We start from the raw sequence: 24,918 nt of genomic DNA, 5'->3' as shown, positions 1-24,918 counted from the left end.
CGCCGTCGAACCTTTTCCGGGGCCGGATCAGCCGAACAGCGCCGCCACGCGGGTCAGGGTTTGGAACACCCCGTAGCCCAGCGGCAGTCCGACGAGCGCCCAGGCCACGGCAAGTTTGCCGGCGGATACTTTGACGGGCGCCAGCGCGCGGGAACTGTTGTCGGTGCTCATCTCAGGCCTCCATCGCAGGTTCGTGTTCCCGTCCGCGGTCCGGGCGGGGTTCGTGGAATCGTGCCTCCACCGGCTTCACCATCAGGTTGGCCAGGAAACCGACCACCAGCAGCGCCACCATGGTCAGCAGCGCCGGCTGGTAGGACGCGGCGTCCAGCTGGCCGGGCTTGCCCTGGGCGTCCAGGAACGCGTTGACGATCAGCGGCCCGGCCACCCCGGCGGCGGACCAGGCGGTCAGCAGCCGGCCGTGGATGGCGCCCACCTGGAAGGTCCCGAAGAGGTCGCGCAGGTAGGCCGGCACGGTCGCGAACCCGCCGCCGTAGAAGGAAATGATCACGAACGCGAGCGCCACGTAGAGCACTGTGGTGGCTGAACCGGCCAGCGCCAGCACCGTGTAGAGCACGGCCCCGACGCCGAGGTACACCATGTAGATGCGCTTCCGGCCGGTGATGTCGGAGGTGGCGGACCAGGCGAACCGCCCGGCCATGTTGCAAATGGACAGCAGCCCCACGAAGCCGGCGGCGACGGCGGCACTTACCAGGGAGCCGCCATCGGACTTCCGGAAAAAGTCCTGGATCATTGGTGCGGCCTGCTCCAGGATGCCGATGCCCGCGGTGACGTTGCAGAACAGCGCAATCCACACCAGCCAGAACTGCCTGGTCTTGACGGCGTTCCGAGCCGAGACGTTCTCGGTGGTGACGAGCTTGGCCGCCTTCACCTTGGCGGGGTCGAACCCGGCCGGTCGCCAGCCGTCGGCCGGGACCTTGATGGTGAAGGCGCCGAAGAGCATGTAGGCCAGGTACACGACGGCGAGGGTCAGGAAAAGCCTGCCCACGGCGTCGCCGCTGGCCACCCAGTCCTTCGCGCCGGAGTTGGGATCGTACGCTTTGAGCAGCGCGGTGGAGACGGGGCTGGCGATCAGCGCGCCGCCGCCGAAGCCCATGATGGCCATGCCGGTGGCGAGTCCGGGCCTGTCCGGGAACCACTTGATCAGGGTGGACACCGGCGAGATGTAGCCGATGCCCAGGCCGATGCCGCCCACCACGCCGTAGCCGAGGTAGACCAGCCACAGCTGGTGGGTGAAGATGCCGAGCGAGCCGATGAGGAACCCGCCGGACCAGAACACGGCCGAGGTGAACATCGCCTTGCGCGGGCCGTTCGTGTCCACCCAGGTGCCCATGACCGCAGCCGACAGGCCCAGCATCACGATGGCGATGGAGAAGATCACGCCGATCTCGGTCAGGCTCGCGCCGAAGTGCTTGACCAGGGCGGTCTTGTAGACGCTGGTCGCGTAGGCCTGGCCGATGCAGAGGTGGACCGCGAGCGCCGCGGGCGGCACCAGCCAGCGGTTGAACCCCGGCGGGGCAATAGTGCGTTCTCGGTCCAGCCAGCTCATAAGTGCTCCTCGTTCACGACGTCGATGTCCCCTGCGCGCGTCCAGTGCACGGTCCGGCGCATGTTCGTGCGGTGCATGTCCCGCCGGCGCATGTTCGTGCGACGCATGAACCGGCAGGCAGAGGCGAACGTCCTGTTCAGCGGCCGTTCGCCTCCGGCAATCATGGTGCACGTCACACTGCCACGCCGCCGTTCTGCGGCGAGCGGTGGCAAATTCGCGGCGAGCGGCGTATTCACTTGCGCCGGACGTCGCCGATCGGCTGAGAACCGTAGTGCTCCGCCAGCCTCGTCAGGCCCTCATCGATCGAGACAGCGGGAGTCCAGTCGAGGAGTTCCCGGGTCTCGCGCTGGTCGAACCAGTGGGCGGTGGAGAGCTGCTCGGCGAGGAACCGGGTCATGGGCGGCTCCTCTTTCCTTCCGGTCCAGGTCCACAGCTTCTCCACTACAACTCCCGCCGCCCGTGCCAGCGCACCTGGCACGGACCACGACGGCGCGGGGACGCCTCCCGCGGCACAGATGCCTGCCAGCAGCTCCCCCACTGGACGGGGCTCGCCGTTGCTCACCACCAAGGCCCTGCCGTGCGCGTGTTCCATGCGGTGCAGTGCGGCGACGATGGCCGCGGCGGCGTTGTCCACGTAGGTGGTGTCGATCAGGGCTGCACCGGCGTCGAGCAGCGGCAGCCGGTTGCGGCTGGCGCGGGCCAGGACCCGCTCCACCAGCTGGGTGTCTCCGGGGCCCCAGACGATGTGCGGGCGTACGGCTGCGACCCGGAAGTCCGGAGCGTCCGCTGCCAGCGCCAACAGCTCAGCCTCGGCCTTGGTGCGTGAGTAGTCGCCGTGGGCGCGCTGCGGGTCAGCCGGCATTGCACCAAGCCCGGCAATGGCGGCACCGGAGTTGGCCACAGACGGGGAGGACACGTACACCACCTCCCGCACTCCGGCCCCACGGGCGCAATGGAGCAGGCGGCGGGTCCCTTCGACGTTCACCTCATCAAACTCCGCGGCGCGGCCCGTGAAGGAAACCTTCGCTGCCAGGTGGATGATTCCTTCTGCGCCTTCGGCTGCTCTCCGGAGCGCTTCAGCGTCCGTGACGGACCCGCAGAAGTCCGTGGCGCCGTCGACCCCTGAGGGACGGCGCTGGAAGGTGGTGACGTCATGGCCCTGGCACACGAGCAGCCGGGCAACTTCTCCCCCGAGCAGTCCGCTTGCTCCGGTGACGAGGACCCTCATGGCTTTCCTGGCCGGCCGCCGGCCAGCACCCGCGTAGCCCAGCGGGACAGCCGGCTCCTGTCGATCTTGGCATTGTGCCGGATGTCGGTGGGCTGTGCGGGGACCTCAAGCACAGCCGACACCTGGACGCCGGCCTCCCGCGCTGCCCTGCGGACTCTCCCGGCGAGCTGCGGGGCGGCAGGGCCTGCTTTCCGCCCGGCCGGGACAGTCTCGACGACGGCGACCACGGCCTGGGCGCCCGCCGGTCCGACACCGGTGACCGCCGCCAGCCGCACGCCCTCCAGGCGTTCGATGGCCTGCTCCGCGCCCACAGGCGTCACCACAGCACCGGGCGCCGTCACCACATGGGCCAGGCGCCCCTCCACCCACAGCCGGCCGGCGCCGTCGAAGTGCCCCACGTCCCCGGTGCGGTGCCAGCCGGGCAGGCTGGCGCTCTCTTGCTGGGTCAGCCAGAGCCGGTCATACGCTTCCTTGACGTGCGGCGCGCTGACCAGGATCTCGCCGGTCACGCCGGGCCCGGTCACGGGCTGGGATCCTGGTGCCGTGCCATCCGCCGCAAGCGGCACGACGGCCAGCAGGGCACCATGCACCGGCCACCCCACACACACGCCGTTGCCTGCTCCCACTACAGTGCCGGCGGCGGCATGAGCGTCCCCGGCCTGGATCTGTTCCAGGCTAATGTCGGTCACCGGCAGCGCCTCAGTCATCCCGTAAGGGGTATGCAGCGAGGCCCGGGGCAGCAGCCGCTGAACCTCTGCCAGAAGCGGTTCGGGGACGGGCGCGCCGGCAGAGAGCAGCAATCCGATGACGGCCAAAGCTTTCCGCCCTGCTTCGTCCAGGTCATCCCGGGTGGCAAGGACGTTGCGCAACGCGGCCGGCGAGGCGAAGACCACCGTGGCGTCGATCGCCGCGGCGGCTGCGGCGAGCGCGCTCGCGGTCAGGGTGCGGGGCGCGGTGACGTCCATGGCCGGCGTCACCGACACCGCTCCGAGTGCCGGTCCCAGCAGGGCGAACGGCGCAAAACCGGCCACAAGCCGTGCACCCGGACGGATTTCGAAGGTTGCGGCCACCGTGTCCCGCATCGCGGCAAGCTGCCGGTGGGCATAGAGCACGCCCTTGGCGGGGCCGGTCGAACCCGAGGTGAAGAGCACGGCGGCCGGGGCATCCGGATCCACGTTGTCCCCCGGCTGCGTTGAACCGCGGCCGGCACCGGTACGCGCCAGCGCGTCGAGGGAGGCTTCGACGCCCAGCATCCGGCGGCGGGCGGCCGGCAGCTCCCGCACACTGATCCGACGTCCAGGCCAGCCGAGCACCGAGGCGGCCGCGAGCGCCCTGTCGATTCCGATCAGGAAATCCGGGGTGGCGCCTTTCACGGCGCGGCTGAGGCCCCGGGTTCCCAGTCCGGCGTCGGCCACCACCACCACGGCGCCCAGCCGGAGGCAGGCGTAAAGGGCGACGGTCAGGTCCACACCCGGCGGAACCATCAGGCTCACCCGGCTGCCGCTGTCCACGCCGGCTTCCCGGAGCCCCGCCGCCAGGTCCAGGATCTTCCGGTCCAGCTGCTGCCAGCTGAGTGAGCGGGCCACCGTGCCGTCCGGCGCCATTTCCGCGACGGCGGTGTCCGCTCCCGCGGGCCCTGCCGCCTGCTTGCCGAGCAGGTCCCACAGGGGCAGGAATTCCGCCTGCTCCGGATCTGCTTGGTGCGGCCGGTGGCCGCCGGGGGTGAGGGCTCCGACCTCCAGGGATCCGCCGTCGGCGGCAACGTTTCCGGCCAGCCATTGGAAAATCGGGGCGGCCATGTTCCGGTCTTCCGCCACGAGATGGCCGGCACCCTCGAAGCGGTGCACATCCGCATGCGGAAGCCGGGTAAGGAGGTCCTTGAGGTACCGTTCCGAAAAAACCGGATCCCGGGGGCCCCAAAGTATCAGCGCCGGGACCTTCAACCCGCGTAGCCCTTCCGCCACGCCGGTGAGCGCGGAAAAACTGGGGTGGGAGGCGTCCACGGGGATGTCCGCGACAAAGTTCCCTACCCCAGTGCGGCGGTGGGCTCCGCGGTAGGGCGCCATGTAGGCCTTGCGGACGTCGGCGGGCAGCGGCGGGTGGGCGAGCGAGTGCGTTACACGGAGAAACGCGTCCGTCGTCGTCGTTCCCCAGCCGTGGATGGCGGGGTGCAGGGCAAGCCGCAGGGCCGGCGGGATTGCCGAACCGGGGGGTTGGTGGACGGCCGTGTTGGTCAGCACCACCCCGGCGAGGTGCTGCGGGTGCGCCAGGGCCCAGCCCAGGCTGATGACGCCGCCCCAGTCGTGGCCCGCCGTCACCACCGGTCCGGCCAGGCCGAGTGCGTCGGTCAGGTCGCCCAGGTCGCTGATGCGGTCGGCCAGGCGCCGGAAGGTGCCGGTGCGTTCCGAGTAGCCCATGTCCAGTTGGTCCACCGCCACAACGCGCCACGGGTGGGCGGGATCCGATCCGGCTGCCAGCAGCGTCCGCCACAGGTACGACCAGGTGGGGTTGCCGTGCACGCACAGCAGGGTACCGGCGGGGACCAGGCCGAGGCGGGAGAGCTGGGCGCCGTTGTCCAGCAGGTGCCAGCGGCGGACCGTGCCCGGGGCATCGGCGTCGGAGGTGGAGGCGACGTCAATGGTGCGCGCCCATTCCTTGTCCACACCAGGCCAGTTGGGGGTTACCAAAGAATCTCCAGCATGGCGGTGTTCAGCCCGGACCCGACGCCCATGCACAGGACCCGGTCCCCCGCTACAAGGGATTGGGCCTCGGCGGCGAGGGTCATGGGGAGTGAGGCCGGGCCCACATTGCCCCAGTGCGGGAAGGTGATGGGCACCCTCGCGGGGTCCAGGTTGATGGCGTCGATAATCGCCTGGGTGTAGGCATTGCTCACCTGGTGCGTGACGTAACGGTCCATGGCGGCCCAGTCCCACTCCGGCCGGGCTTCATGCCAAGCATCGACGACGAGCTGGAGGCCGCCGTCGAGCAGTCCTCTCGTGTCGGTGGTCATGCCGTCAAGGCCGCCCACGCACAACCCGTGGTGTTCCGTGCCGGCGCGCATCACCCCGCCGACGATCCGGTGAGCACCTTGATGCCTGTCCGCGGGACCCAGGACGGCGGCAGCAGCTCCAGAGCCCAGGGTGAGTGTGGCGAACTCGCGGTTGAAGTCCTCCCGCGTGGTCTCGGGCCGCTGGAGGCGGGCCAGCGTGGCCTCCTGGGTGGCCTCGGCATCCTCGGCGTTGACGATCACCGCGTACCTGATCTGCCCCGAGTCGATCATGCTGCCAGCCAGGGTCAGGCCGTTCACAAACCCCAGGCAGGCGTTGGCCAGGTCGAAGTTCATGGCAGACGACGGCAAGCCAAGTCCATGATGGATCTTGACCGCGACGGACGGTTCAAGGTTCCGCCGCGTCACCGAGGTGTTGATCAGCAGGCCGACGTCGGACGCTTCAACACCAGCCTCGGCCAGGGCTTTGGCGCCCACCTCGGTGGCCGCATCGTCAAAAGAGGTCCCGGCCGCCCACCAGCGGCGGTGCGTGACGCCGGCAACACGCTCAAGCAGCCCCGGCGGGAAGTTCAGCCGCTGCAAGGTCGACGCCAGCCTGCGGTCGAAATCCGTAGAACTCACGATCTTGGGAGCCTCGACGCTGCTGACCGAGAGCAGCGCGGTGTTGCTGTGCCGGAAGGTTGCATTCCCTGCCAATGAAAGCCCCTGTTCGTTTCCGTCCTACATCGTTGCGGTGACTTTACCCATAGGCGCGCGGTCCTGTTGGGAAGTACCGCAACAACCCAGACGTTCACCCCGGTTCAGGCCCGACCGTGCTGTTAGCGGACTGACCCCATTGGTAAGCATGCTTAGAATATAGTCGCATCGACAGGCGCCCCCATATGTGTGACGCGCCCCGGCATGGTCACCATGACGGGGTTTCCGTTTTTAACAGTTTCACCAGGCCGCTTTTGTTACTCGGACAGATGGTGCCGAATTCGTCTTCGCCCGTAGTCGACGAGACAGGGTCTGACAGACCCTGCCTCACGATGAATAAGTCCGGTAACTTTGTGGTTGGAACTTCCGGGCCAGCGACGTCCCTTTCCGCGCCACCCCCTTTGAATGGATCCACTCCCCCATGTCTTCCGCCCTGCCCTTGCCTGCGCCCAAACGCTTCCCGCTCGCCGCGATGCTGGTCCTCGCCACCATCGCCTTCACGGCGATCACCACCGAGCTCCTGCCGTCCGGCCTGCTGCCCCAGATCAGCGACGGCCTGGACGTGTCCGAGCCCGTGGCCGGCTACCTCGCCGCCGCCTACGCCGCCGTCATCGTGGTCACGGTGATCCCGGCCGCCCGGCTGCTATCCAGAGTTCCGCGGAAGACGCTGCTCGTCTCGCTCGTCCTGACCTTCGCGCTGAGCAACGTGCTCGTCGGCCTCGCCCCCAACTTCGCAGCGGCCATGGGCGCCCGGCTGGTCGGCGGCCTGGCGCACGGCCTGCTCTGGACCACCATGGCGCCGTTTGTCTCCCGCGTGGTCCCGGCCGATAAGGTGGGCAAGGCTCTGGCCATCGTCTTCAGCGGCAACAGCCTCGGCCTGGCCATCGGAGCTCCCCTCGGAACGGCACTGGGAACTTTCTTCGGCTGGCGCGCGGCCTTCCTCTTCCTCGCCGGCTTCGGCCTGCTGCTGACCGGACTGGCCCTCTGGCTGCTGCCCGGCGTCCGCCGGAGCCCCGACGCCGTCCGTCCCTCCATGCGCATGGCCATCGCGCAGCCCGGGGTGAAGTCGGTTGCCATCGCCTGGCCGTTGCTGGTCCTGGCACACTTCGCGCTCTTCACTTACATCGCGCCGTTCATCCGCGAAGCCGGTCTGCCCGACTACGCCATCAGCCTCTCCCTCACCGTCCTCGGCGCCTCCGGCCTCATCGGCATCTGGATCGCCGGCATCACCGTGGACACCCGCCCCCGCCGCTCGCTCATCATCACGACGGCGGCCATCGCCGTGGCGATGCTCCTCCTCCCGCTCGGCGGAGGAATCTTCCCGGTCGCCATGGTGCTCATGACTGTCTGGGGTGCAGGCCTCGGCGCAATTGGCATCTTCAACCAGGCCGCCATCCTCCGCGCCGGTGGCGAATACCGCGATGCCGCCAACGGCCTCACAGTCCTGACCATCCAGCTCGGCATCACCGTAGGAGCCCTCTACGGTTCCGCCGCACTGGTCCTGGCCGGCCCGCTCATGGTTCCGGTCGCTGCGGCCCTGCCGGTCGTCGTCGCCCTTGCCATCACGCTGGCCGGCAAGCGGCACGCCTACCCGGCCGGCCGCAAGGAGCGCGGCTGGTCAGAACCGGAAACCGCGGTGCCGGCGCTGCAGCACTAGCAGCAAGACTTCGCCACGATTCCTATTTAGGACGCCATCGGCTCAAGGCGCTACTGGCGAACCTCAATCTCTGGGTGGTGCTCCGTGACCCACTTGGCCATCCGGCGGTTCCGTCCTGCGATGAACTCCAGCGTGGCCTCCCTATAGGTCACGTACTCTTCGGTTGTAGTCGGTGTTCCGATGCGTTTGAAGTTGTCGAACGGCAGGTAGAACCGAACCCCGTTATAGTCGGGCGTCACGAGGTCTTGTAGGTGGAAGAAGTCCACGAACTCCGCGAAGCCGTCGAAGAGCGCAAAGAAGTCCGCGTAGGCGTTGATGACACTGGCGAGGGGGCTCTCTGGCTCTCCTGCGTAGTGACGCCTGATGCACTCCAGGGTGAGGTCCATGCGGTCACCGATCCGACCCCGGACCCGTGCCTGGTTCATGGTGGGTCGGTCCTTCGACCTGACGGGCCAAATCATAGAACTGCCAATGGTGTACGGCGGGTTTACGTAGCGGGACCGCTGCTCCTCGTTCAGCGAGGCGGTGGCCTCGGTAAGTGACTTTGGACGTAGCCAGCCCGTGTAGGAGTGGGTGATGGCGTCGCTGCCGTACCAGTGCCTCGCCCCGGAGGCGTCAGTGAAGATGAGGTAGCCGTCCCGGCGAGCCGGCGGCGCGGCCGGGGCAAATAGGACGCCGGAGTTAAGCTTCTTGGTCCACAGCAATTCATGGTCCGACCGGAGTGTCGGACTGTCCCTGTCGGCGTCGGGCCTGCTCTTCGCAGGCTTGTCAGCCTTGTAGTCAAAAGAAGTATCGAAAACGCGCATGTTGGAAGTGTATGCGCAGGTCAAAACTACGTCGGGTTGGCGCGCGCAGCGCCCGTCGCAGCGGCGCTGCCGGTCGCCATCGGCCTTTGTCCTTACGCGGGCGGGCTGGCGGGCCTGCCGCCCGCAAAGAGTGCGGTGGTGTGAGCCAGTAGAAAAAGGAGGCCGGAATGCCGGCCTCCTTTTTCCTGCTCTGCTCCTGCCTTCCCAGTTCACATCCCGGGCATCAGCCCAAGTTGCCCCATCATTGAGGCGACGTCCGGATGGGCGCGGAAGGAGACGATCTTCCCGTCCCGGACGGACGCGAAGTAAGTCCCCGTCCCGGTCACCGACTTGCCCGTCGCCGGAATCTCCTTGTCTCCCATATGCAGCGGCCCGGTGTTGGTTCCGGTGAATTCTATTTCGGCCGCCACCTCGTCGTCGCTGACCACCCTTCTGGTGGTTCTGGCGTGCATGTCCGGAAACGCCTCGAACCATGCGTTCATGTAGGCCTGAACCTCTTCCCGCGTGCGGAAGGGCGCAGGCGCCATGACGTCCTCAAAGGTGAAATCATCGGCCAGCAGGCCGGCGAACGCCGCCGTGTCGTGCTGGTCCCAGGCCGCCATGCCGCGGTCGTCGAGCTGCTCTACTTCAGCGCGTGACATCACACATCTCCTCCTTGAAATGTCCTGATGCGCCTCATGGTAGGCCTATGGCGATCGTAGTCAACGCTCAGTTGCTGTGGCCGAATCGGGACGGATCATCCGCCTTTTTCACATCACCGTCGGCCGGTTCGGGCGGTCCCCATGCGCCGCCTGCGCCTCCTCGTAACTGCTGTCGAACGGGAGAGTGTCCATCTCCAGCAACGGGTTGTGGTCCTGCGTCGCCACCAACTCGCGGGCGGCTGCTTCGGAGTCCACGCTGGGCATCGACCCCGGCAGGTGCCGCTTGGCGGATTCCGGCAGGAAGTAGATGGCAACCGCTGCAATGGCCGACGTCAACATGAGGTAGAACGCCGGCATCAGGTCGTTGCCTGTTACTTGAATGAGCGCGGCGATGATGAACGGGGCGGTGCCGCCGAAGATCGCGACGGCGAAGTTGTAGGCGATGCCCATCGCAGAATAGCGGTGCGCCGTGGGGAAAAGTGCCGGCAGCGCAGACGCGAGTATGGCAACGAAGAACGCCACCGGAAACGCGATCATCGCCAGGCCGGCGAGAGTGGCGGGAACTGTGCCGACGGCGATCAGCAGGAACGCGGGGAGCGCCAAAACCACCGTGCTGATGGCCCCGATCCAGAGCACCGGGCGGCGCCCGATCCTGTCCGAGAGGCGTCCCGTCAGCGGGATGCAGAGGGACATGACCACCAGCACCGGAACGGTCAGCAGCGTCCCGTGGATCTCGTCGTAGCCCTTGTTGGTGGTCAGGTACGTCGGCATGTAGGACGTCAGCGCGTAGCCCACAGTGTTGCCGGCCGCCACGAGGATCATAGCCAGCACGATGTGGCGCCAGTGGTCCTTGAAGATTCCCACCGGTCCAACGGGGCGGAGTTCATCTCCAGTCTCGTGGTGGGCGGCGGCTACGGCTTCGGCCTCCTGGGTGGCCTTGAAGGCGGGCGACTCCTCGATCTTCATGCGGAAGTAAATGGCGACGGCGCCGAGCGGGCCGGCGATGAGGAACGGGATGCGCCAGCCCCACGCCTCCATCTGCCCCTGGCCCAGGATCAGCTGCAGGGCGGACACCATCCCGGCACCCAGTGCGAAGCCGAGGTAGCTGCCCATATCCAGGAAGCTGACGAAGAACCCGCGGCGGTGGTCAGGCGAATGCTCGCACACAAACGTGGTGGCGCCGGAGTACTCGCCGCCGGTGGAAAAGCCCTGGATCAGCTTGGTGACCACCAGCAGCACCGCCGCCCAGATCCCCAGCACCGCGTAGCCGGGAAGCAGGCCGACGACGAACGTCGCCGCGGCCATGATCAACAGGGTCATGGCCAGCACTTTCTGGCGGCCGATCTTGTCGCCCAGCCAGCCGAAGAAGATGCCGCCCAGGGGACGGGCGATGAACGTGGCGCCGAAGGTTCCCAGCAGGAACAGGTTCTGCACCGCCCTGTCCGCTTCGGGCAGGAACACCGGGCCCATGGTGGTGATCAGGTAGCCGAACACGCCGACGTCGTACCACTCCATGGTGTTTCCCACGATGGTCCCGCCGAGCGCCTTCCGCAGCGTGCGGTGGTTGACGACGTTGACGTCGGACACGCGCAGCCGCCGCTGCTTCAAAGGGTGCTCTGTCATGGCTCGGTCACCGTCCCTGCCTCTTGGACTGGACACGCGCCGCCGCTCTGCCGGCACCCCCAATTCAGTGCCCAACTCTCCGACCATCTTCCCACTGCCCTACTGGCACAACAATGAAAACCGCAGCCGACTCACATGGCCCGGGCAGCCGCCGTCGTGCGTTCCCCCAGCCGCCCGGTTCCGGTCACGGCGGCGGGGCGTCCGAGAGCCGGATGAACCGAGCGCCCCGCTGCTTCATGAGCGGCAGGGCGGCCGCCACGCCGGCGCCAGTGCAGGCCTCTGGCCGGTTTGCATGGGCGATGATGATGCTGCCCTGACGGGCGGAGAGAAGCCCATCCCTCACGACGGCCGAGGGGTAGGTCGCGCCGGCGTCGCCGTTGACAATGAAGTTCACCGGCACCAGGCCCAGTGCGCGGCAGATTTCGACGGCGACGTCATCATAGTGGGCCGTTCCGGAGCGGAAGAACCGCGGTGGCCGGCCCGTGACCGCGGACAGCTCAGCCTGGGCTCCCATAATCTCGTCATACACCTGGCGCGCGTCCGCCGTTCCGGTGATGCCATAGGCCGCTCGCCCGGTGACCGACAGCGGACGGTGGGTGGTGCCGTGGTTGGCGATCTCGAACAGGGGGTTTGCGGCCAGCTCCCGTGTCAGTGACCGGTTGGAGCGCACCCAGCGCGCGTTCAAGAAAAATGTGGCGGAAACCTTGTTGGCTTCCAGCGCGGTAAGCAATGACCGGTCGAAACCGCTTCCGCCGGGCCCTCCGCAACAATCGAAGGTCAGCGCCACCGCCTGGGTCCCTGGAGGAAGCATGAGCGCAACGCCCGGCGGCTCAAGACCCCAAACCCGGGGAGCCCGTCCGGCGAAAGCCGTCACCACGTGTGCCCGGTCCGGACGGAGGCTTACGGCCGGAACGGATAGCCTTGGGCCCGGTATCGATGGCTGCGCAGGAACTGTAGGGTCTGCCCCAGATGGAGCCGGACCAGGCTTGACGCCCTGCCCGGCATCCCGTGACACACAGCCATTCAAAACCATCGCTGCACCCAAGGCCATGATGATTCCCCTCCGCGGCGGACAGGCACCGGGCAGATCATTCAACGGCACGAAGAAACTCCCCCAATCCGGACAGGGCAGCAGCCATCCACGCCGCCCAGTCTTCCGTCCCTGCCGGACGGCCGCCCCTATGCCATGTCGGTTGAAAATGGCGTCAGCGAACAGCCTAACTGCCGGACCCCGCGCGTACCCGAACTGCGTCATAGTGGTGCTTGGTGGCGCTGATTTTTCCGTACCCGTCTGCCACCCACGGCGCGGGATAATGGAAGCATGACCGACCGGGATCACCACGAGGATCTGTGGCAGGAGTTCGACCGGCTCCCGCCCGCAGGGCCCGACCGCGTCCAGGGACTGCCCGGCGGACAGCCGCAGGGCTTTGGCTTCCGCACCGGCGTGCGCAGTGCCAAGGTGGCCCTCGGGTTCGCTGTGTATGCCTTGGCCCTTGGAACCGTGCTGGTCCTCACCGGTGCCATCGTATTCATCGCCCAAGGGCATTGGCTGATGCTCGGGCTGATGGTACTGATCGAACTGGTCTTCATCCTTGCGTTCAGGCGGCTGGTACGGCTGGCCCGCATCCGGCGCCTGGGGCACTAAAGCTGCCCGGCATGGATGACTTCATCGCCTACCTGGACACCTCCGAGGTCCAGGCCGGAAAGCTTGAGGAACTCAAAACGGCCATGGCCGAGCTGGCCGAGTTCGTGAAGTTGAATGAGCCCCGGATCCTCGCCTACCGCGCCTATTTCTCCGCAGACGGTTCCACGATGAGCGTCCTGCACTTCCACCCGGACGTAGCGTCACTGGAGTTCCACATGCAGGTGGCGGGGCCAAAATTCGCGCCCATTGCCCCGCTCCTCAAGATGCGGTCCATCGAAGTGTTTGGAACCCCGACCGAGGAGCTCGTTGCACAGCTCCACGCCAAGGCGAGGCTCCTGGGCGACGCAACGGTCATTGTCCGGGACCTTCACGCCGGGTTCGACCGCCTGCCCCGCGCCGAGGAAACATAGTCCCGGCCGGCGGGCTTACCGGTCACCGCGAACCCCGCCCCCGGATGATCCGCCGTTCAGTCGCCACGGCGATGGCCGCCGTGCGGTTGTCCACGCCGAGCTTCTCGTAGATGTGCACCAGGTGGGTCTTCACCGTGGCCTCGGAAATAAACATCTCCTTGGCGATGGCGCGGTTGGACAGGCCAGTGGCCAGCCGCTCCAGCAGCTGGACCTCCCGCGGTGTGAGCGCGGGGGCAGGGCTGCTGATCCGTCCCATGAGCAGTGCGGCCACCCTCGGGGCGAGCGCAGTCTGCCCGGCCGCGGCGGCGAGCACCGCCTGCCGGATCTGCTCCGGCGGCGCGTCCTTGAGCATGTAGCCGCTGGCGCCGGCTTCGACGGCTGCGAGGATGTCGGCGTCGGTGTCGTAGGTGGTCAGGATGAGCACCGGCGGCGCGTTGTCCAGCAGCCGGATCCTTGACGTCGCCGTCACGCCGTCCATGCCGGCGCCCATCTGCAGGTCCATGAGCACCACGTCCACCCGCCCGCCGTGGGCGGCCAGCCGGGCCAACTCCTGCAGCGCCGCCTCCCCGTGGGCCGCTTCGGCCGCCACGGAGATCCCGTCAAACTCGGTGAGCATCGCCCGCAGGCCCGCGCGGACCACGGGGTGGTCGTCCACCAGCAGCACCCGGATGTCCTCTGTCACGCCTGATTCTCCGAGGCTTCGAGCGGCAGCCGGACCGCCACCACTGTTCCCTCGCCGGGCGCGGACTCCAGGTCCAGCGAGCCGCCCAGCATCGCCACGCGTTCCCGCAGCGAGCGCAGCCCGAACCCGCGCCCCTCCGGTCGAGGAGCCGCCGGGTCGAAGCCAACGCCGTCGTCGAAGATATCCAGCGTCACCTCGTTGCCCAGGTACGCCAGGGTCACCACGGCCGTGCCCGCATGGGCGTGCTCCCGCACGTTGGCCAGGCTCGCCTGCGCGGCCCGCAGCAGCGCCACCGTATACGGCTGCGGCAGCTCAGCCGGGCCGCCCTCCACCTCCAGCCGGCACCGCAGACCGGATCCACGGGCGGCGGCGAGCGCCTCCGTTTCGTCGCAGAGCCGGCGCAGCGCGTCCACCAGCGACGATTCCTTCAGCTGCGGGGAAGCCAGGCCGCGGACAAAATGCCGCGCCTCCGCCAGGTTTTCCGCGGCGGTCTGCTGCACCAGCGCCAGCCGCTCCCCTGCGGCGGCCGAATCCCCGTCGCGCAGCGACTTCTCCGCAGCGCGGGCCACCAGCAGGATGCTGGACAGCCCCTGGGCGAGGGTGTCATGGATCTCCCGGGCGAGCCGTTCCCGCTCGGCCAGCACACCGGCGTCGTGCTGGGATCTGGCCAGATCCGCGCGGGTGCGGCGCAGCTCATCGGCCGCGCGGCGCTGGTTCTCCGCGTCCCGGTACAGCGCCCGGTACGCCAGCCCCGTCACCACCGAGAAGGCCGCGCCCACCAGCGGCCCCAGCACCAGGGCGACGTGCGGAACGGGCTCCCCGCCGGCCGCCCACTGCGAGGCGATCACCGCCGCCGTCAGCAGTGCGATGTTCACCAGGGCAACGGGCCGCGGCAGGACGTGCAGGTGGAGGAAGAAGAGCGGGAAGGCCAGCCAGGAGAAGTCCGCGCTGCCGGCCAGCAGCATCACCCACAGCACCGTGACGGTTCCCAGCCACAGCACCGCGTACCGCCGCGGGTCGAAGCCGGACTTGCCCGCGGCGAAGCGCTTCTCCACCAGCGTTCCGGCCAGGTAAGCACCCGCCAGCACCGCGGCGAGCGCCGCCCAGCCGTACCGGCTGCCGTTAACACCGCCGCCAGTCAGCAGCCCCAGCGTGGCCACGCCGAGCAGGACGGCGAAGCCGACATGAAGGGTGACCCGCAGGAAGAGCAGGATCGCGGTCCCGGACGGCGGAGCAGACATTGTTTCAGCATATGCCGTGGATTTCCCGCCCGGATCAACCGATCGGTTGACTCCGGAATCAACCGCCCGTCCCGCGCGGATCATCCTTCTCCCCCATGTTGGCGGCAGGCCCACACCGGAGAGTGGAGACAGCAACCGATCCCGCTGCCCCCATCAACCGAAAGAAGTGCCACTGTGTTTCTTGCCCTCCGCGACATCCGCTTTGCCAAGGGCCGCTTCGCCCTCATGGCCGGCATTGTCGCCCTGATCACGCTGCTCCTAGTCATGCTCTCCGGACTCACGGCCGGGCTTGGTGACCAGTCGACGTCGGCCATCGCCAAGCTGGGCACCGGCACCGGCGGATCCCGGCCGGCGGACACCATCGTCTTCGGCGCCCCCGGCGCCGGCGAGCCCAAGGCGTCCTACACCGAGAGCGCGGTGAGCGTCGCACAACTGGACGCGTGGAGGCGCATCCCCGGCGTGGACGCCGCCGAGGCCGTCGGAATCAGCCAGGCCCGCCTGCAGGCCGGCAGTCCCGGCTCCGCCACGGGCGGCACCGCGAACGTCGCGGTGTTCGGTGTGGCGCCCGACGGCGGGCTGGCGCCGGCCGCCGTCGAGCCCGGCACCGCGGTGATCGGCAGCACCGTGGCCCGGGACCTCTCGCTCACTGCGGGCGACACGGCCAGCGTCGGCGGCACCGACCTGACCGTCAGCGCCGTGGTGGAGGACCAGTGGTACTCGCACACCAGCGTGGTGTGGACCGCCCTTCCGGACTGGGCCCGGCTGGCCCACCTCACCGACCCGCGGCAGCTGGGCACCATCCTCGCCGTCACTTACCGGGACGGCAGCAGCGTTGACGAGTCCGCGGCGAACACCGCCGCCCGCACTGTCTGCGCGTCCCGCACCGGCTCCTTCCAGGCGCTGGGCTCCTTCAAGAGCGAGAACGGCTCGCTGATGCTGATGCAGGCCTTCCTCTACGGCATCTCCGCGCTGGTCATCGTGGCCTTCCTGACCGTGTGGACGGTACAGCGCACCCGCGACGTCGCGGTCCTGAAGGCCCTGGGCGGCTCCGGATCCTACGTCCTGCGCGACGCCCTCACGCAGGCGGCCATTGTCCTGCTGGCCGGGGCCGGCACCGGCGGCGCGCTCGGCATCCTGGGCGGTTCCTTCGCTGCTAAAGCCGCGCCGTTCCTGCTGACGCCCGCCACCACACTGCTCCCGGTACTCGGGGTCATCGCCCTGGGCCTGGCCGGGGCCGCACTGGCCGTCCGGCGCGTCACCAAGGTGGACGCACTGATCGCCCTCGGCGGCAACTAACATCCTTGACTCTCCCAACACTCCACAAAGGAACCAACAGCATGTCCTTCACGTCGCCTGCCTCCCCGGCCTCCGCCGTCGTACCTTCCGCCTCCCGGCCCGTCCCCCTGAACCTGGCCAATGTCACGCTCGAGTACCCCGACGGCGACGGCACGGTGAAAGCCCTCGACGGCGTCAGCCTTGCGGTGCGGGCCGGGCAGATGGTCTCGCTCGTGGGTCCGTCGGGCTCCGGCAAGTCGAGCCTGCTGGCTGTTGCAGCAACGCTGACCCGCCCCACGGCCGGACTGGTGGCGATCGGAGGCGCCGACATTACCGGCCTCTCCGACCGGGAACTCACGGCGCTGCGCCGCGACACGGTGGGCATCATCTTCCAGCAGCCCAACCTGCTCGCGTCGCTGACCGCCGCCGAGCAGCTCATCATCGGCGACCACCTGCGCCGGAAGCCGCTCAAGGCCGCCCGGCAGAAAGCCGCGGACCTGCTCGATTTGGTCGGGCTCGGCGCGGACGCGGACAAGCGCCCGCACCAGCTGTCCGGCGGCCAGCGCCAGCGCGTGAACATCGCGCGGGCCCTGATGGGCGATCCGAGCGTGCTGCTGGTGGATGAGCCGACGGCGGCCCTGGACCACGAACGCAGCGCCTCGATCGTCCGGCTGCTGCGCAGGGTCACGGACGAATTCCGGGTGGCGACGGTGATGGTCACTCACGACACGGAGTTCGTGCCGATCACCGACGCGGTGGCCACGATGCGGGACGGCAGGCTCAGCGCGCCGGTGGCGGCGGCGTAGTCGTGCGCTCACCCATGTAAAAAGCCCACGGCAGGCAAACGTCAAAAGCCGTGGATACCCCCGAAAACGAGGGTATCCACGGCTTTGACGTCAGCGACGACTGCTACTCGCAGGCCACCCCGTCGTGGTCGCGGTCAAGACCTGCCCTGTAGCCAGCCTGCCCGGCATACAGCGGCGCGGCGCCTGCGGCCCGGGCGGCAGCGCAGTTGGCGTAGTAGGCAGCCGCCGGCGCGGCAGGTACGACGGGCGCCGGCTGTACGGCCGCCTGCTGTTCGGCCAGCTTCTCGGCGGCAGCCTGATCTGCTGCTGCCTTATCTGCCGCAGCTTTGTCCGCCGCGGCCTTCGCTGCGGCAGCTTTGTCAGCGGCCGCCTTATCTGCAGCAGCCTTCTTTGCTGCAGCCGCCTTCACCGCTGCCGCCTTCACCGCCGCAGCTTTGTCAGCCGCGGCCTTGTCTGCGGCCGCCTTTTCCGCCGCCAGCTTTTCCAGGGACTTGACGCTGAGGTGAACGGTGGCCCCCTTTGCCTCCTGCGCACCTTCCGCGGCGTCCTGCGACATCACCTGCCAGTTCTTCTTCAGGACGATCGTCTTGCCGTCGACGATATCCACGGCGTCGACCTCGAATCCGAGAGCTTCGAGTTGATCCGTGGCTTCAGCAAGAGTCAGGCTCACCACTCCTGGAACAGTGACCGTCTCTGGAGTGGCCGTGGCGGTGGCCGTTGCAGTTTCTGTAGGCTGGGCTGCCGCCTGCTTGTCCGTCTGCGGGCTACCGCATCCAGTCAGCATGAGGCCTGCCAGCACCAGTAGTGTGATTGTCTTTTTCATTTTTTCCCCCTCGGAAAATTGAAATTGGTGGAGTGATGGAATTTGGTCTAGCGTTCACAGGCAACACCGTCGGAGTCGCGATCCAGCGCTGGCCGGTAGCCCGGTGACCCGACGTACAGCGGCGCGGCACCTGCGGCCTTCGCCGCCGCGCAGTTGGCGTAGTAGGCAGTTGCCGGTGCCGGCACACCGGGAACGGGTGCAGGCACCACAGGTGCCGGAGCAACAGGAACCGGGGCCGGCGCAGCGGCAGCCGGAGCCGGCGCTGCCGGGGCAGGCGCTGCCACGACGGGTGCGGGTTGCGTGGCAGCAGGGGCAGGTGCGGGTGCCGCCACCGCTGGTGCCTTCTCGTTTGTTGGCGTCAGTTGCCCCGAACAGTTGGCCAGGATCCGCGCCATCGCGTCGTGTTCCGCCTGGGTGACCCAGAGGCTGTACGTCGCCTTCACCGAAATCTGCCGGGCAACGTATTCGCACCGAAAGCCCTTGTTCGGCGGCAGCCAGGTAGCGGCGTCGCCGTCGCCCTTTTGCATGTTGGTGGGGCCGTCCGTCGACTGGAGATTCAACGGGTCATTGGCGAACGCCGTCCGTTGTTCCGCGGTCAGCTGCTGTGCGCCCTTCTGCCAGGCGTCGCTGAGGGCAACAACGTGGTCGATCTGCACGGCGCTGCTGGTGGCGCTCCCCCGCAGGAAGTTGATGATGGTGCCGGTGTAAGGGTCCGCCAGTGTCCCGGACCGCACCTTACAGGCCACGCTGTTGGTGTAGCTGATGCCCGTGAGGTCGCGCTTGAGGATGTCATTACGTGTGTCGCAACCGTTGCGGTCAACGTCGGCCCACGCCTGCCCGAACAGCGCCCGGGCATAGCCCGTCTTGGGCGCGCGGCCCTTGACGGGAAGGGTGGCCAGCAGGTCAACCGCCTTCGTGGCGTAGGCAGGCTGCGACTTGGCCGCCACTACGCCGGCGCCCTGCGCCATGACATCGGGGCTGTCAGGATCCAGAGGAGCGCCCGTCGTCTGTGCGGTCGGGGCGGACGACGGCGTCGGCGTCGCTTTGGCAGTTGCGCTCGCGTCGGCTGGCGATGTTGTGCCCGCCGATGACGCGGCTTGAGGATCGGTCGTGACGGCCCGCGGCAACGCGGCAGCACCGCCGATAAACAGGGCAAAGGAAACGGCGACGGCGATAGCCCCCGCCTTCCGCTTGGCCGGAAGCCAGGCCCACGAACGGCGGCCAGTCACTAAGACATATAGACCAGTAAGGGCGGCCGTGATGGCGAGGAAGACCAGCGCGCCTCCGAGGCCACCGCTGAACGCCCCCATGATCATGAACAGCGCAGTGAGGCCCCCGACAATCCAGGTGGAGACGCGCGGCTTTTTAGGCGTTCTCGGGGCCGGCCCCGCGCCCGACCCTAACGCGCCCAAAGGCATTCCATACCGCGACATGTTTTCCCCATTAAATAAGGGCCCGGCGAATAGCCGGGCCCTTTGTCTAAAGCCAAAATCTTGCTACCGAAAAGCCTATTTCTCGGTATGCCGGGGAAACGGAAAGTGCGCTGATCTTGGGCTAACGCTGATTCAGTCTTGAGCCAATCTTGAGAATGCCCGTCGCAAAGGGAATCCAGTGCTTAACGTTCGGAGTAGGCCAGCGGGCCGCAGGTGAGCTGCGTGCGCGCGACAGCCGCCGCCGTCGTCTTTACGCCGCCTTCCGCTCCCTCCACAGCAGAGACACCACGAACGTCACCGCGCTCAGCACCAGCATCACCAGCACCACCCTGCCCCAGTTCTCCTGGTTCACGCCGGTGCCGTAGAAGATGCCGATCATCACCGTGGCACTGATAGCGCCGACGTACCGGCAGGTCTGGAAAATCCCGGCGGCCACTCCCCTGTCCTCGGGAGCGGCGGAGACGTACAGCCCCTGATTGGAGGCGAGGCTGACCGACCCGTACGGCACGCCCATCAGGGCTGTCAGCAGCAACACCAGTGGGGGGAAGAACGACGCGGTCAGGAGCCAGAGTGCCGCTGCCGCAATGGCAAGAAGGACGACGCCGGCCAGCAGCACTCGCCGTACGCCGAATCGGTCGATCGCCCGGACGGCGAGCGGGGTAACGACGACCGACATGGCTGCCAGCGGCAGCATCAGCGCACCGACCACCCCGGGGTTGTAGCCGCCGGCCTCCTGCAGCAGCTGCGGCAGCCCGAAGAAGGCGAAGTAGTAGACGCCGCTGAACACGGTGAAGCCCAGGTACACCAGCAGCAGTGGACGGTTCCGGCCGAGCAGCCGCAGGTCCAGGAACGGCCGGTCGAAGCGCAGTTCCCGCCAGGCAAACAGGACTGCCAGGACCATGGCCCCGCTGAGCAGCCACCAGCGATATCCGGGCAGCGCGTTCAGCAAGCCCATGAGCAGCAGCACCAGGCCGCCGGTGAAGGCGAGGATGCCGGGGATGTCCGAGTCGCGCAGCAGGGTGGCGATACTGCCCTGCTCCCTGCGCTCGTCTGGTGGGGCGACCTTCCGGACGATAAGCAGCGCGGCCAGCGCGAGCGGAACGTTGATCAGGAACAGAGCTTGCCAACCGACCAGGCTCACCAGCAGCCCGCCCACCACCGGACCGACGGCCGCACCGGACGTGTTGGCCATCTGGATGCGGCCGAGCGGCCTTGTGGAGGTCGTGTCGGCAAGCCTCGCCAGGGCGCCGACCATGACGACCGCGCTGGGGTACGCCGTCGCCGTGCCCAGCGCCATGAGCGCGCGGGCGATGCAGACGAACACAAAGTTGGGCGAGAACGGCGCCAGCGCGCACGAAACGGCCACCAGCCCCATGCCAAGCATGAAGAGCTTCCGCGGGCCGAACCTGTCGGCCAGCCGTCCCATCAGCGGCTGGCCAGCGGCCGAGGTGATGTAGAAGGCGGTGATCACCCAGGTCACCGTGGCGACGTCGAGCCGGAAGTCCTCGCGCAGCACTACAAGTGCGACGGCGATCATCGACGAGTTCAGCGGGTTGAGCGCCGTGCCCAGGCTGAGGCCGGCGACGGCAAGGCCGGTGCGCTGGCGCGTCTGGCTGCCGTTTCGGGGAGAGTTGCTCACGGCAACAGTCTTCCGCAAAGTGAAGTCGGTGCCGAATCTTGCCGTCTACGCTTGGGGCGCGCGAGCTGGCCCCAGGCCGACCAGCAAATACAGAAGTGCGAGAGCAAGGCCAAAGTCCCGCATCTCGTTTGCGGCTTCAGCCAGCGGTCTTCTGCGGTTGTGGTGGTCCAATGACCAAGCATTCAGGACCACGAGGTTTCTCAGCCATGCGTTGCTGGACCCGTGGCATTCCGGTGAAGGTGCCCGCAGGGGGTTCGGGTCCGTACCGCTAACATCGATGCTGAGGTTGGCATGTGGGTGGGAGGCCGGACAGCGGCGCCCACGAAACGAGCGGAATGCGGGGTTGGGGTGCACAGCTCCACGAGATGGTTCAGCGGGTTGCCGGGGAAGTGCACGCTCCACGCAAATTCAGCTCACGACACGGTGACCAAGTTGTGTACGCTACCCCTGCCCGCCAGCAGAAAAATCGTTCCGAAAGTACTATCAGCTACTCGGTCGTACTCAGTGCTTGGCCGACGGGCAGCTTCAGGTCGTTTTGGATGGCGACGAGGAATGCGTCACGTTTCTTGGCCATCTCCGTGCTGAGGTGGGTGAGCCTCGGTTCATCGCGCACGTCAGTGGTTGAAAACCTATCCAGGTACTCTCGGGCGCGGACTACGGCGAGTCCGAGCTCACGTTGTGCCTGACGAACTTCAGCAGAAGCGACGACGAGTAGCTTTTCATTGCGTATGGTCTTACCGGCTTCCTTAGCGTCCTTGAGGATCACAGGTCCCAGGCTATGGAACCGGGCGAAGGCATGAATGAACCTCTGCACGTCTTCAAGGAAGTTGACGTAGGCGTCCATCTTCTGTTCGCGGTGCCACTTCTGCGTCTCCCTGACACTCATCCTCCAAGCATTGAAGACTGCAAAGAGGCCAGCAATGATTGCACCAAAGGTGGCTCCGCCAAGTAGCGTGAGAATGAATTTCAGGGTTTCTTCCGACATGTTTTTACTTATATCCCACAAAAGCACCCGTCAGGAGACAAAACAGATGCCTTGAGGGAACTTGAAAATAGGCTGCGTGGAACCAGGTTGAAGCCCATGTAAGTCGGAGCAGCGTTGCCGGTAAAGACTGAGGGCCATTTGGCATGAAAAGGCCCTCTGGTCATGGGCACCAAAGGGCTTGTATGTATTCAGTTACTGCGTCGAGACTGCTTATTCGACTTTGTCGCCTTCAGGCCCCCACTCCGGAACTACCTTGGCGGCGAAAACCACCGACTGGTCATCTCCCAAGTGCATCTGGAGTGTGTACTGGTTCTTCAGATCCTTTGAGGGGAACTTCAGGAAGTGGTTCTGAAGGTTATAGACAACCGCGCCAAGCATGTCGTACAGGGCTTTGGGGTCGTTCTTGATGTCGTCCGGCAGGTCTGGAATTACTTCAAGTTCATCAATCATTAGCCGATCTTAGCGAATGCTCTTGTATCCACGCACGATGTTCTTCTCAGCGAGTCCTCCAACAACGTCCTTCGACTCGTTAGGGGTAAAACCCTTGGTGCCTCTGATTTCTGACGAGGCGTAAACGAACTACAGCCGCCGCTGCCGGAACATCGGGAACTGCTCCCGCACCCGCGCCACGGTAGAGAGCGAAACCTCCACGGCCCGAACCCCCGGCTCCAGCCCGAGGTCGGCCTCAACGTACCCCATCGGGTCCACCAGCAGGCTCCGGCCAACGGACACCGGCGGGGCCTGGCAGACGCCGGCCACGTACACGCTGTTCTCGATCGCACGCGCCGCGTTCAAAGAAAGCCACTGCTCCGTCTTGTGCGTGCCCGGCACCCAGGACGAGCAGACCAGCAGCACCTGGGCACCGGCGTCGGCCAGGGACCTGGCCAGCTCCGGGAACCGCAGGTCGTAGCAGGTCATCAGGCCGAACACCGCTCCCCCGGCCTCGAACACCACAGGCTCGGTGGACGGCCCCGGCTTGATAAAAGTCGACTCCCCAAAGCCCTGTGCGTCGAAAAGGTGGATCTTCCGGTACACGGCCAGCCGCTCACCGGAAGGCCCGAACGCCACCAGCGTGTTGTACGCCCGGCCCTCCTCATCGGACGTTTCCACCACGCCCGCCACCAGCGTGATGCCGTGGCGGGCCGCGGTGGCCGCGAGTTCCCGGCAGACGGGGCCGTCCAGCGGCTCGGCCGCCGCCGGGAACGAGGCGTCCACGATCTTCTTCTCGTACGTGGCGTACTCCGGGAAGGCGACCAGCGCGGCGCCGTCGGCGGCGGCGGACGCGGCGAACCGGTCGATCGCGGCCAGGTTCGCCGCAATGTCCGTTCCGGACTCCAGCTGCCCGAGCGCTATTCTCACCTCAGTTTCCTCCCGAAAGTTCCCGAAAAACCCTAGGCGGCGGCCTCCACGGTGGCCTTCTCCGTCGTCGTCATTTCCGGCGGCGCCGCGCGGAAGCCGCGCGTGATCAGGGCGAGCACCACGATGCCCAGCGCCAGCCACGACAGTCCCAGCGTAATCGCGTTGCTGTCCAGCTGGGAGAGCAGGTACGCGCAGACGATGGCGCCCACAGCAGGAACCACGACGTATGAAACAACGTTCAGCTGCTCCCCCGCCCGGCGCCGGCGCACGTAGTGGAACACCACGGACACGTTCACCAGCGTGAAGGCGGTGAAGGCACCGAAGTTGATGAACGACGTCGACGTCGCCACGTCCAGGAAGATCGCGATCAGGCCCACGACGCCGGTGACCACCAGGTTCACCACGGGGGTGTGGAACTTCGCGTTCAGCCGGCCAAAGATGGCCTTGGGCAGCACCGAGTCGCGGCCCATGGCGTAGACCAGGCGGGAGGCGCTGGCCTGCGCGGCAAGTCCGGAGGCGAACTGCGCCACCACCAGCCCGGCGAGGAACACCGAGCCGAAGACCTGCCCGCCGATCTGCAGCGCGATGGCGCTCGCCGCGGAGGCCGAGTCCTCGAACACGCCGCCCGGGTGCACCAGCTGCGTGACGTAGGAGACCGCCACGAAGATGCCGCCGCCGATCAGCGCGATAAGCATGATGGCCCGGGGCACGTTCCGGCGCGGGTCCACGGTTTCCTCGGTGAGGGTGGTGACGGCGTCGAACCCCAGGAACGAGTACGCCGCGATGGCCGCGCCGGCGGAGATGGTGGCGAAGCTGGACGTGCCGTTGACGAACGGCTCCGTGCTCACCAGGCCGCCAGCGCCGGAGGCGGACACCACGCTGCCGACGGCCAGCGCCACGAAGATCACGATCACCAGAATCTGGAACGCCATCAGCAGGTAGTTGGCCTTGTCCGCCACCTTGATGCCCAGGATGTTCAGGACCGTGGTGATGAGGATGAAGCCCACGATCCACAGCCACATGGGCACGCCCGGGAACTGCGCGTTCAGGTACGAGCTCCCGATCAGCCAGATCACCATGGGCAGGAACAGGTAGTCCAGCAGGATCGCCCAGCCCACCAGGAAGCCCACCCGGGAATCGATGGACTTGCGCACGTACGTGTAGGCGGAACCGGCCACCGGGTAGGCAATGGCCATGCGGCCGTAGCTGTGCGCGGTGAACAGCATGGCCACCATCGCCACGAGGTAGGCCGACGGCGCCGCCCCGCCCGTGGTCTCGGCGATGAGGCCGAAGATGGCCAGGACGATCAGCGGGGTCAGGTACGCCAGGCCGAACAGCACCAGCGACGGCAGCTTCAGCGTGCGGGTCAGGGTTGGAGTGGTCACGTGGGTTTCC

Annotated in this window: 23 protein-coding genes; 5 read left to right on the top strand and 18 right to left on the bottom strand. The window is 67.2% G+C overall.

Features of this window, described 5'->3' with window-relative positions; genetic code table 11:
- Positions 1-27 precede the first annotated feature (27 nt).
- From ACFRAH_RS03045 to ACFRAH_RS03025, 5 genes are all read right to left on the bottom strand, one after another.
- On the bottom strand, positions 28-171 hold the full coding sequence (locus tag ACFRAH_RS03045) for a hypothetical protein (RefSeq protein WP_377989438.1): 144 nt from the start codon (positions 169-171) through the stop codon (positions 28-30).
- Between the two features lies 1 nt (position 172).
- Positions 173-1,567, bottom strand: a complete 1,395-nt coding sequence (locus tag ACFRAH_RS03040) for an OFA family MFS transporter (protein WP_377989437.1) — start codon at positions 1,565-1,567, stop codon at positions 173-175.
- 232 nt (positions 1,568-1,799) lie between these two features.
- Positions 1,800-2,795: an NAD-dependent epimerase/dehydratase family protein gene (locus ACFRAH_RS03035; RefSeq protein ID WP_377989436.1), complete on the bottom strand. Its 996-nt coding sequence runs from the start codon at positions 2,793-2,795 to the stop codon at positions 1,800-1,802.
- Positions 2,792-5,482 (bottom strand): alpha/beta fold hydrolase, encoded by a 2,691-nt coding sequence (locus ACFRAH_RS03030; protein WP_377989435.1) that lies wholly within the window; start codon positions 5,480-5,482, stop codon positions 2,792-2,794. Before ACFRAH_RS03030 ends, ACFRAH_RS03035 begins: the two co-directional genes overlap by 4 nt.
- A complete protein-coding gene (locus ACFRAH_RS03025; RefSeq protein WP_377989434.1) occupies positions 5,476-6,498 on the bottom strand; it encodes a 3-oxoacyl-ACP synthase III in 1,023 nt (340 codons plus the stop codon). The genes ACFRAH_RS03030 and ACFRAH_RS03025 overlap by 7 nt, the downstream gene beginning before the upstream one ends.
- A gap of 421 nt (positions 6,499-6,919) precedes the next feature.
- Here ACFRAH_RS03025 and ACFRAH_RS03020 point away from each other — a divergent pair, with 421 nt between their 5' ends.
- Positions 6,920-8,155: an MFS transporter gene (locus ACFRAH_RS03020; RefSeq protein ID WP_377989433.1), complete on the top strand. Its 1,236-nt coding sequence runs from the start codon at positions 6,920-6,922 to the stop codon at positions 8,153-8,155.
- A 50-nt stretch (positions 8,156-8,205) separates the two neighbouring features.
- On the opposite strand, the gene ACFRAH_RS03015 is transcribed toward ACFRAH_RS03020, so the two are convergent.
- From ACFRAH_RS03015 to ACFRAH_RS03000, 4 genes are all read right to left on the bottom strand, one after another.
- A complete protein-coding gene (locus ACFRAH_RS03015) occupies positions 8,206-8,961 on the bottom strand; it encodes a DUF6994 family protein (RefSeq protein ID WP_377989432.1) in 756 nt (251 codons plus the stop codon).
- Positions 8,962-9,170: 209 nt separating this feature from the next.
- On the bottom strand, positions 9,171-9,602 hold the full coding sequence (locus tag ACFRAH_RS03010; protein ID WP_377989431.1) for an ester cyclase: 432 nt from the start codon (positions 9,600-9,602) through the stop codon (positions 9,171-9,173).
- A 108-nt stretch (positions 9,603-9,710) separates the two neighbouring features.
- Positions 9,711-11,225 carry an MFS transporter gene (locus ACFRAH_RS03005; RefSeq protein WP_377989430.1) on the bottom strand — a complete coding sequence of 505 codons (1,515 nt, stop codon included), beginning with the start codon at positions 11,223-11,225 and terminating at the stop codon, positions 9,711-9,713.
- Between the two features lie 184 nt (positions 11,226-11,409).
- Entirely contained in the window at positions 11,410-12,012 is a 603-nt protein-coding gene (locus ACFRAH_RS03000) for a polysaccharide deacetylase family protein (protein ID WP_377989429.1), read from the bottom strand.
- Positions 12,013-12,546: 534 nt separating this feature from the next.
- On the opposite strand from ACFRAH_RS03000, the gene ACFRAH_RS02995 reads away from it, so the two are divergent.
- Both ACFRAH_RS02995 and ACFRAH_RS02990 read left to right on the top strand, forming a co-directional pair.
- Entirely contained in the window at positions 12,547-12,870 is a 324-nt protein-coding gene (locus ACFRAH_RS02995; RefSeq protein WP_377989428.1) for a hypothetical protein, read from the top strand.
- An 11-nt stretch (positions 12,871-12,881) separates the two neighbouring features.
- The gene (locus ACFRAH_RS02990) at positions 12,882-13,280 is read left to right on the top strand and encodes a hypothetical protein (protein WP_377989427.1); all 399 of its coding nucleotides are present in this window, start codon (positions 12,882-12,884) and stop codon (positions 13,278-13,280) included.
- A 22-nt stretch (positions 13,281-13,302) separates the two neighbouring features.
- On the opposite strand, the gene ACFRAH_RS02985 is transcribed toward ACFRAH_RS02990, so the two are convergent.
- Complete coding sequence (locus tag ACFRAH_RS02985; RefSeq protein ID WP_377989426.1) at positions 13,303-13,962, bottom strand: response regulator; 660 nt, start codon at positions 13,960-13,962, stop codon at positions 13,303-13,305.
- Positions 13,959-15,203 (bottom strand): sensor histidine kinase, encoded by a 1,245-nt coding sequence (locus ACFRAH_RS02980; RefSeq protein WP_377989425.1) that lies wholly within the window; start codon positions 15,201-15,203, stop codon positions 13,959-13,961. The genes ACFRAH_RS02985 and ACFRAH_RS02980 overlap by 4 nt, the downstream gene beginning before the upstream one ends.
- A 174-nt stretch (positions 15,204-15,377) precedes the next feature.
- Here ACFRAH_RS02980 and ACFRAH_RS02975 point away from each other — a divergent pair, with 174 nt between their 5' ends.
- Together ACFRAH_RS02975 and ACFRAH_RS02970 are read left to right on the top strand one after the other, a co-directional pair.
- Positions 15,378-16,499, top strand: a complete 1,122-nt coding sequence (locus tag ACFRAH_RS02975) for an ABC transporter permease (RefSeq protein ID WP_377989424.1) — start codon at positions 15,378-15,380, stop codon at positions 16,497-16,499.
- Positions 16,500-16,540: 41 nt separating this feature from the next.
- Positions 16,541-17,284 carry an ABC transporter ATP-binding protein gene (locus ACFRAH_RS02970; protein ID WP_377989423.1) on the top strand — a complete coding sequence of 248 codons (744 nt, stop codon included), beginning with the start codon at positions 16,541-16,543 and terminating at the stop codon, positions 17,282-17,284.
- A gap of 103 nt (positions 17,285-17,387) precedes the next feature.
- On the opposite strand, the gene ACFRAH_RS02965 is transcribed toward ACFRAH_RS02970, so the two are convergent.
- The 7 genes from ACFRAH_RS02965 to ACFRAH_RS02935 form a co-directional block, all read right to left on the bottom strand.
- On the bottom strand, positions 17,388-18,107 hold the full coding sequence (locus tag ACFRAH_RS02965) for an excalibur calcium-binding domain-containing protein (RefSeq protein ID WP_377989422.1): 720 nt from the start codon (positions 18,105-18,107) through the stop codon (positions 17,388-17,390).
- 47 nt (positions 18,108-18,154) lie between these two features.
- Positions 18,155-19,423, bottom strand: coding sequence for a DUF1524 domain-containing protein (locus ACFRAH_RS02960; RefSeq protein WP_377989421.1), 1,269 nt, complete (start codon positions 19,421-19,423; stop codon positions 18,155-18,157).
- A gap of 367 nt (positions 19,424-19,790) precedes the next feature.
- Positions 19,791-21,179 (bottom strand): MFS transporter, encoded by a 1,389-nt coding sequence (locus ACFRAH_RS02955; protein WP_377989420.1) that lies wholly within the window; start codon positions 21,177-21,179, stop codon positions 19,791-19,793.
- A gap of 487 nt (positions 21,180-21,666) precedes the next feature.
- Entirely contained in the window at positions 21,667-22,164 is a 498-nt protein-coding gene (locus ACFRAH_RS02950; RefSeq protein ID WP_377989419.1) for a hypothetical protein, read from the bottom strand.
- Between the two features lie 210 nt (positions 22,165-22,374).
- The gene (locus tag ACFRAH_RS02945; RefSeq protein WP_377989418.1) at positions 22,375-22,614 is read right to left on the bottom strand and encodes a hypothetical protein; all 240 of its coding nucleotides are present in this window, start codon (positions 22,612-22,614) and stop codon (positions 22,375-22,377) included.
- Between the two features lie 129 nt (positions 22,615-22,743).
- Positions 22,744-23,523, bottom strand: a complete 780-nt coding sequence (locus ACFRAH_RS02940; RefSeq protein WP_377989417.1) for a carbon-nitrogen hydrolase family protein — start codon at positions 23,521-23,523, stop codon at positions 22,744-22,746.
- Positions 23,524-23,555: 32 nt separating this feature from the next.
- Positions 23,556-24,908: an APC family permease gene (locus ACFRAH_RS02935; RefSeq protein ID WP_377989416.1), complete on the bottom strand. Its 1,353-nt coding sequence runs from the start codon at positions 24,906-24,908 to the stop codon at positions 23,556-23,558.
- Positions 24,909-24,918 lie beyond the last annotated feature (10 nt).

Source organism: Arthrobacter sp. NPDC056727, from assembly GCF_042790555.1.
GTDB lineage: Bacteria > Actinomycetota > Actinomycetes > Actinomycetales > Micrococcaceae > Arthrobacter.
The sequence above is the reverse complement of the archived record's forward strand: the minus strand, read 5'-3'. Positions and strand labels throughout refer to the sequence as shown.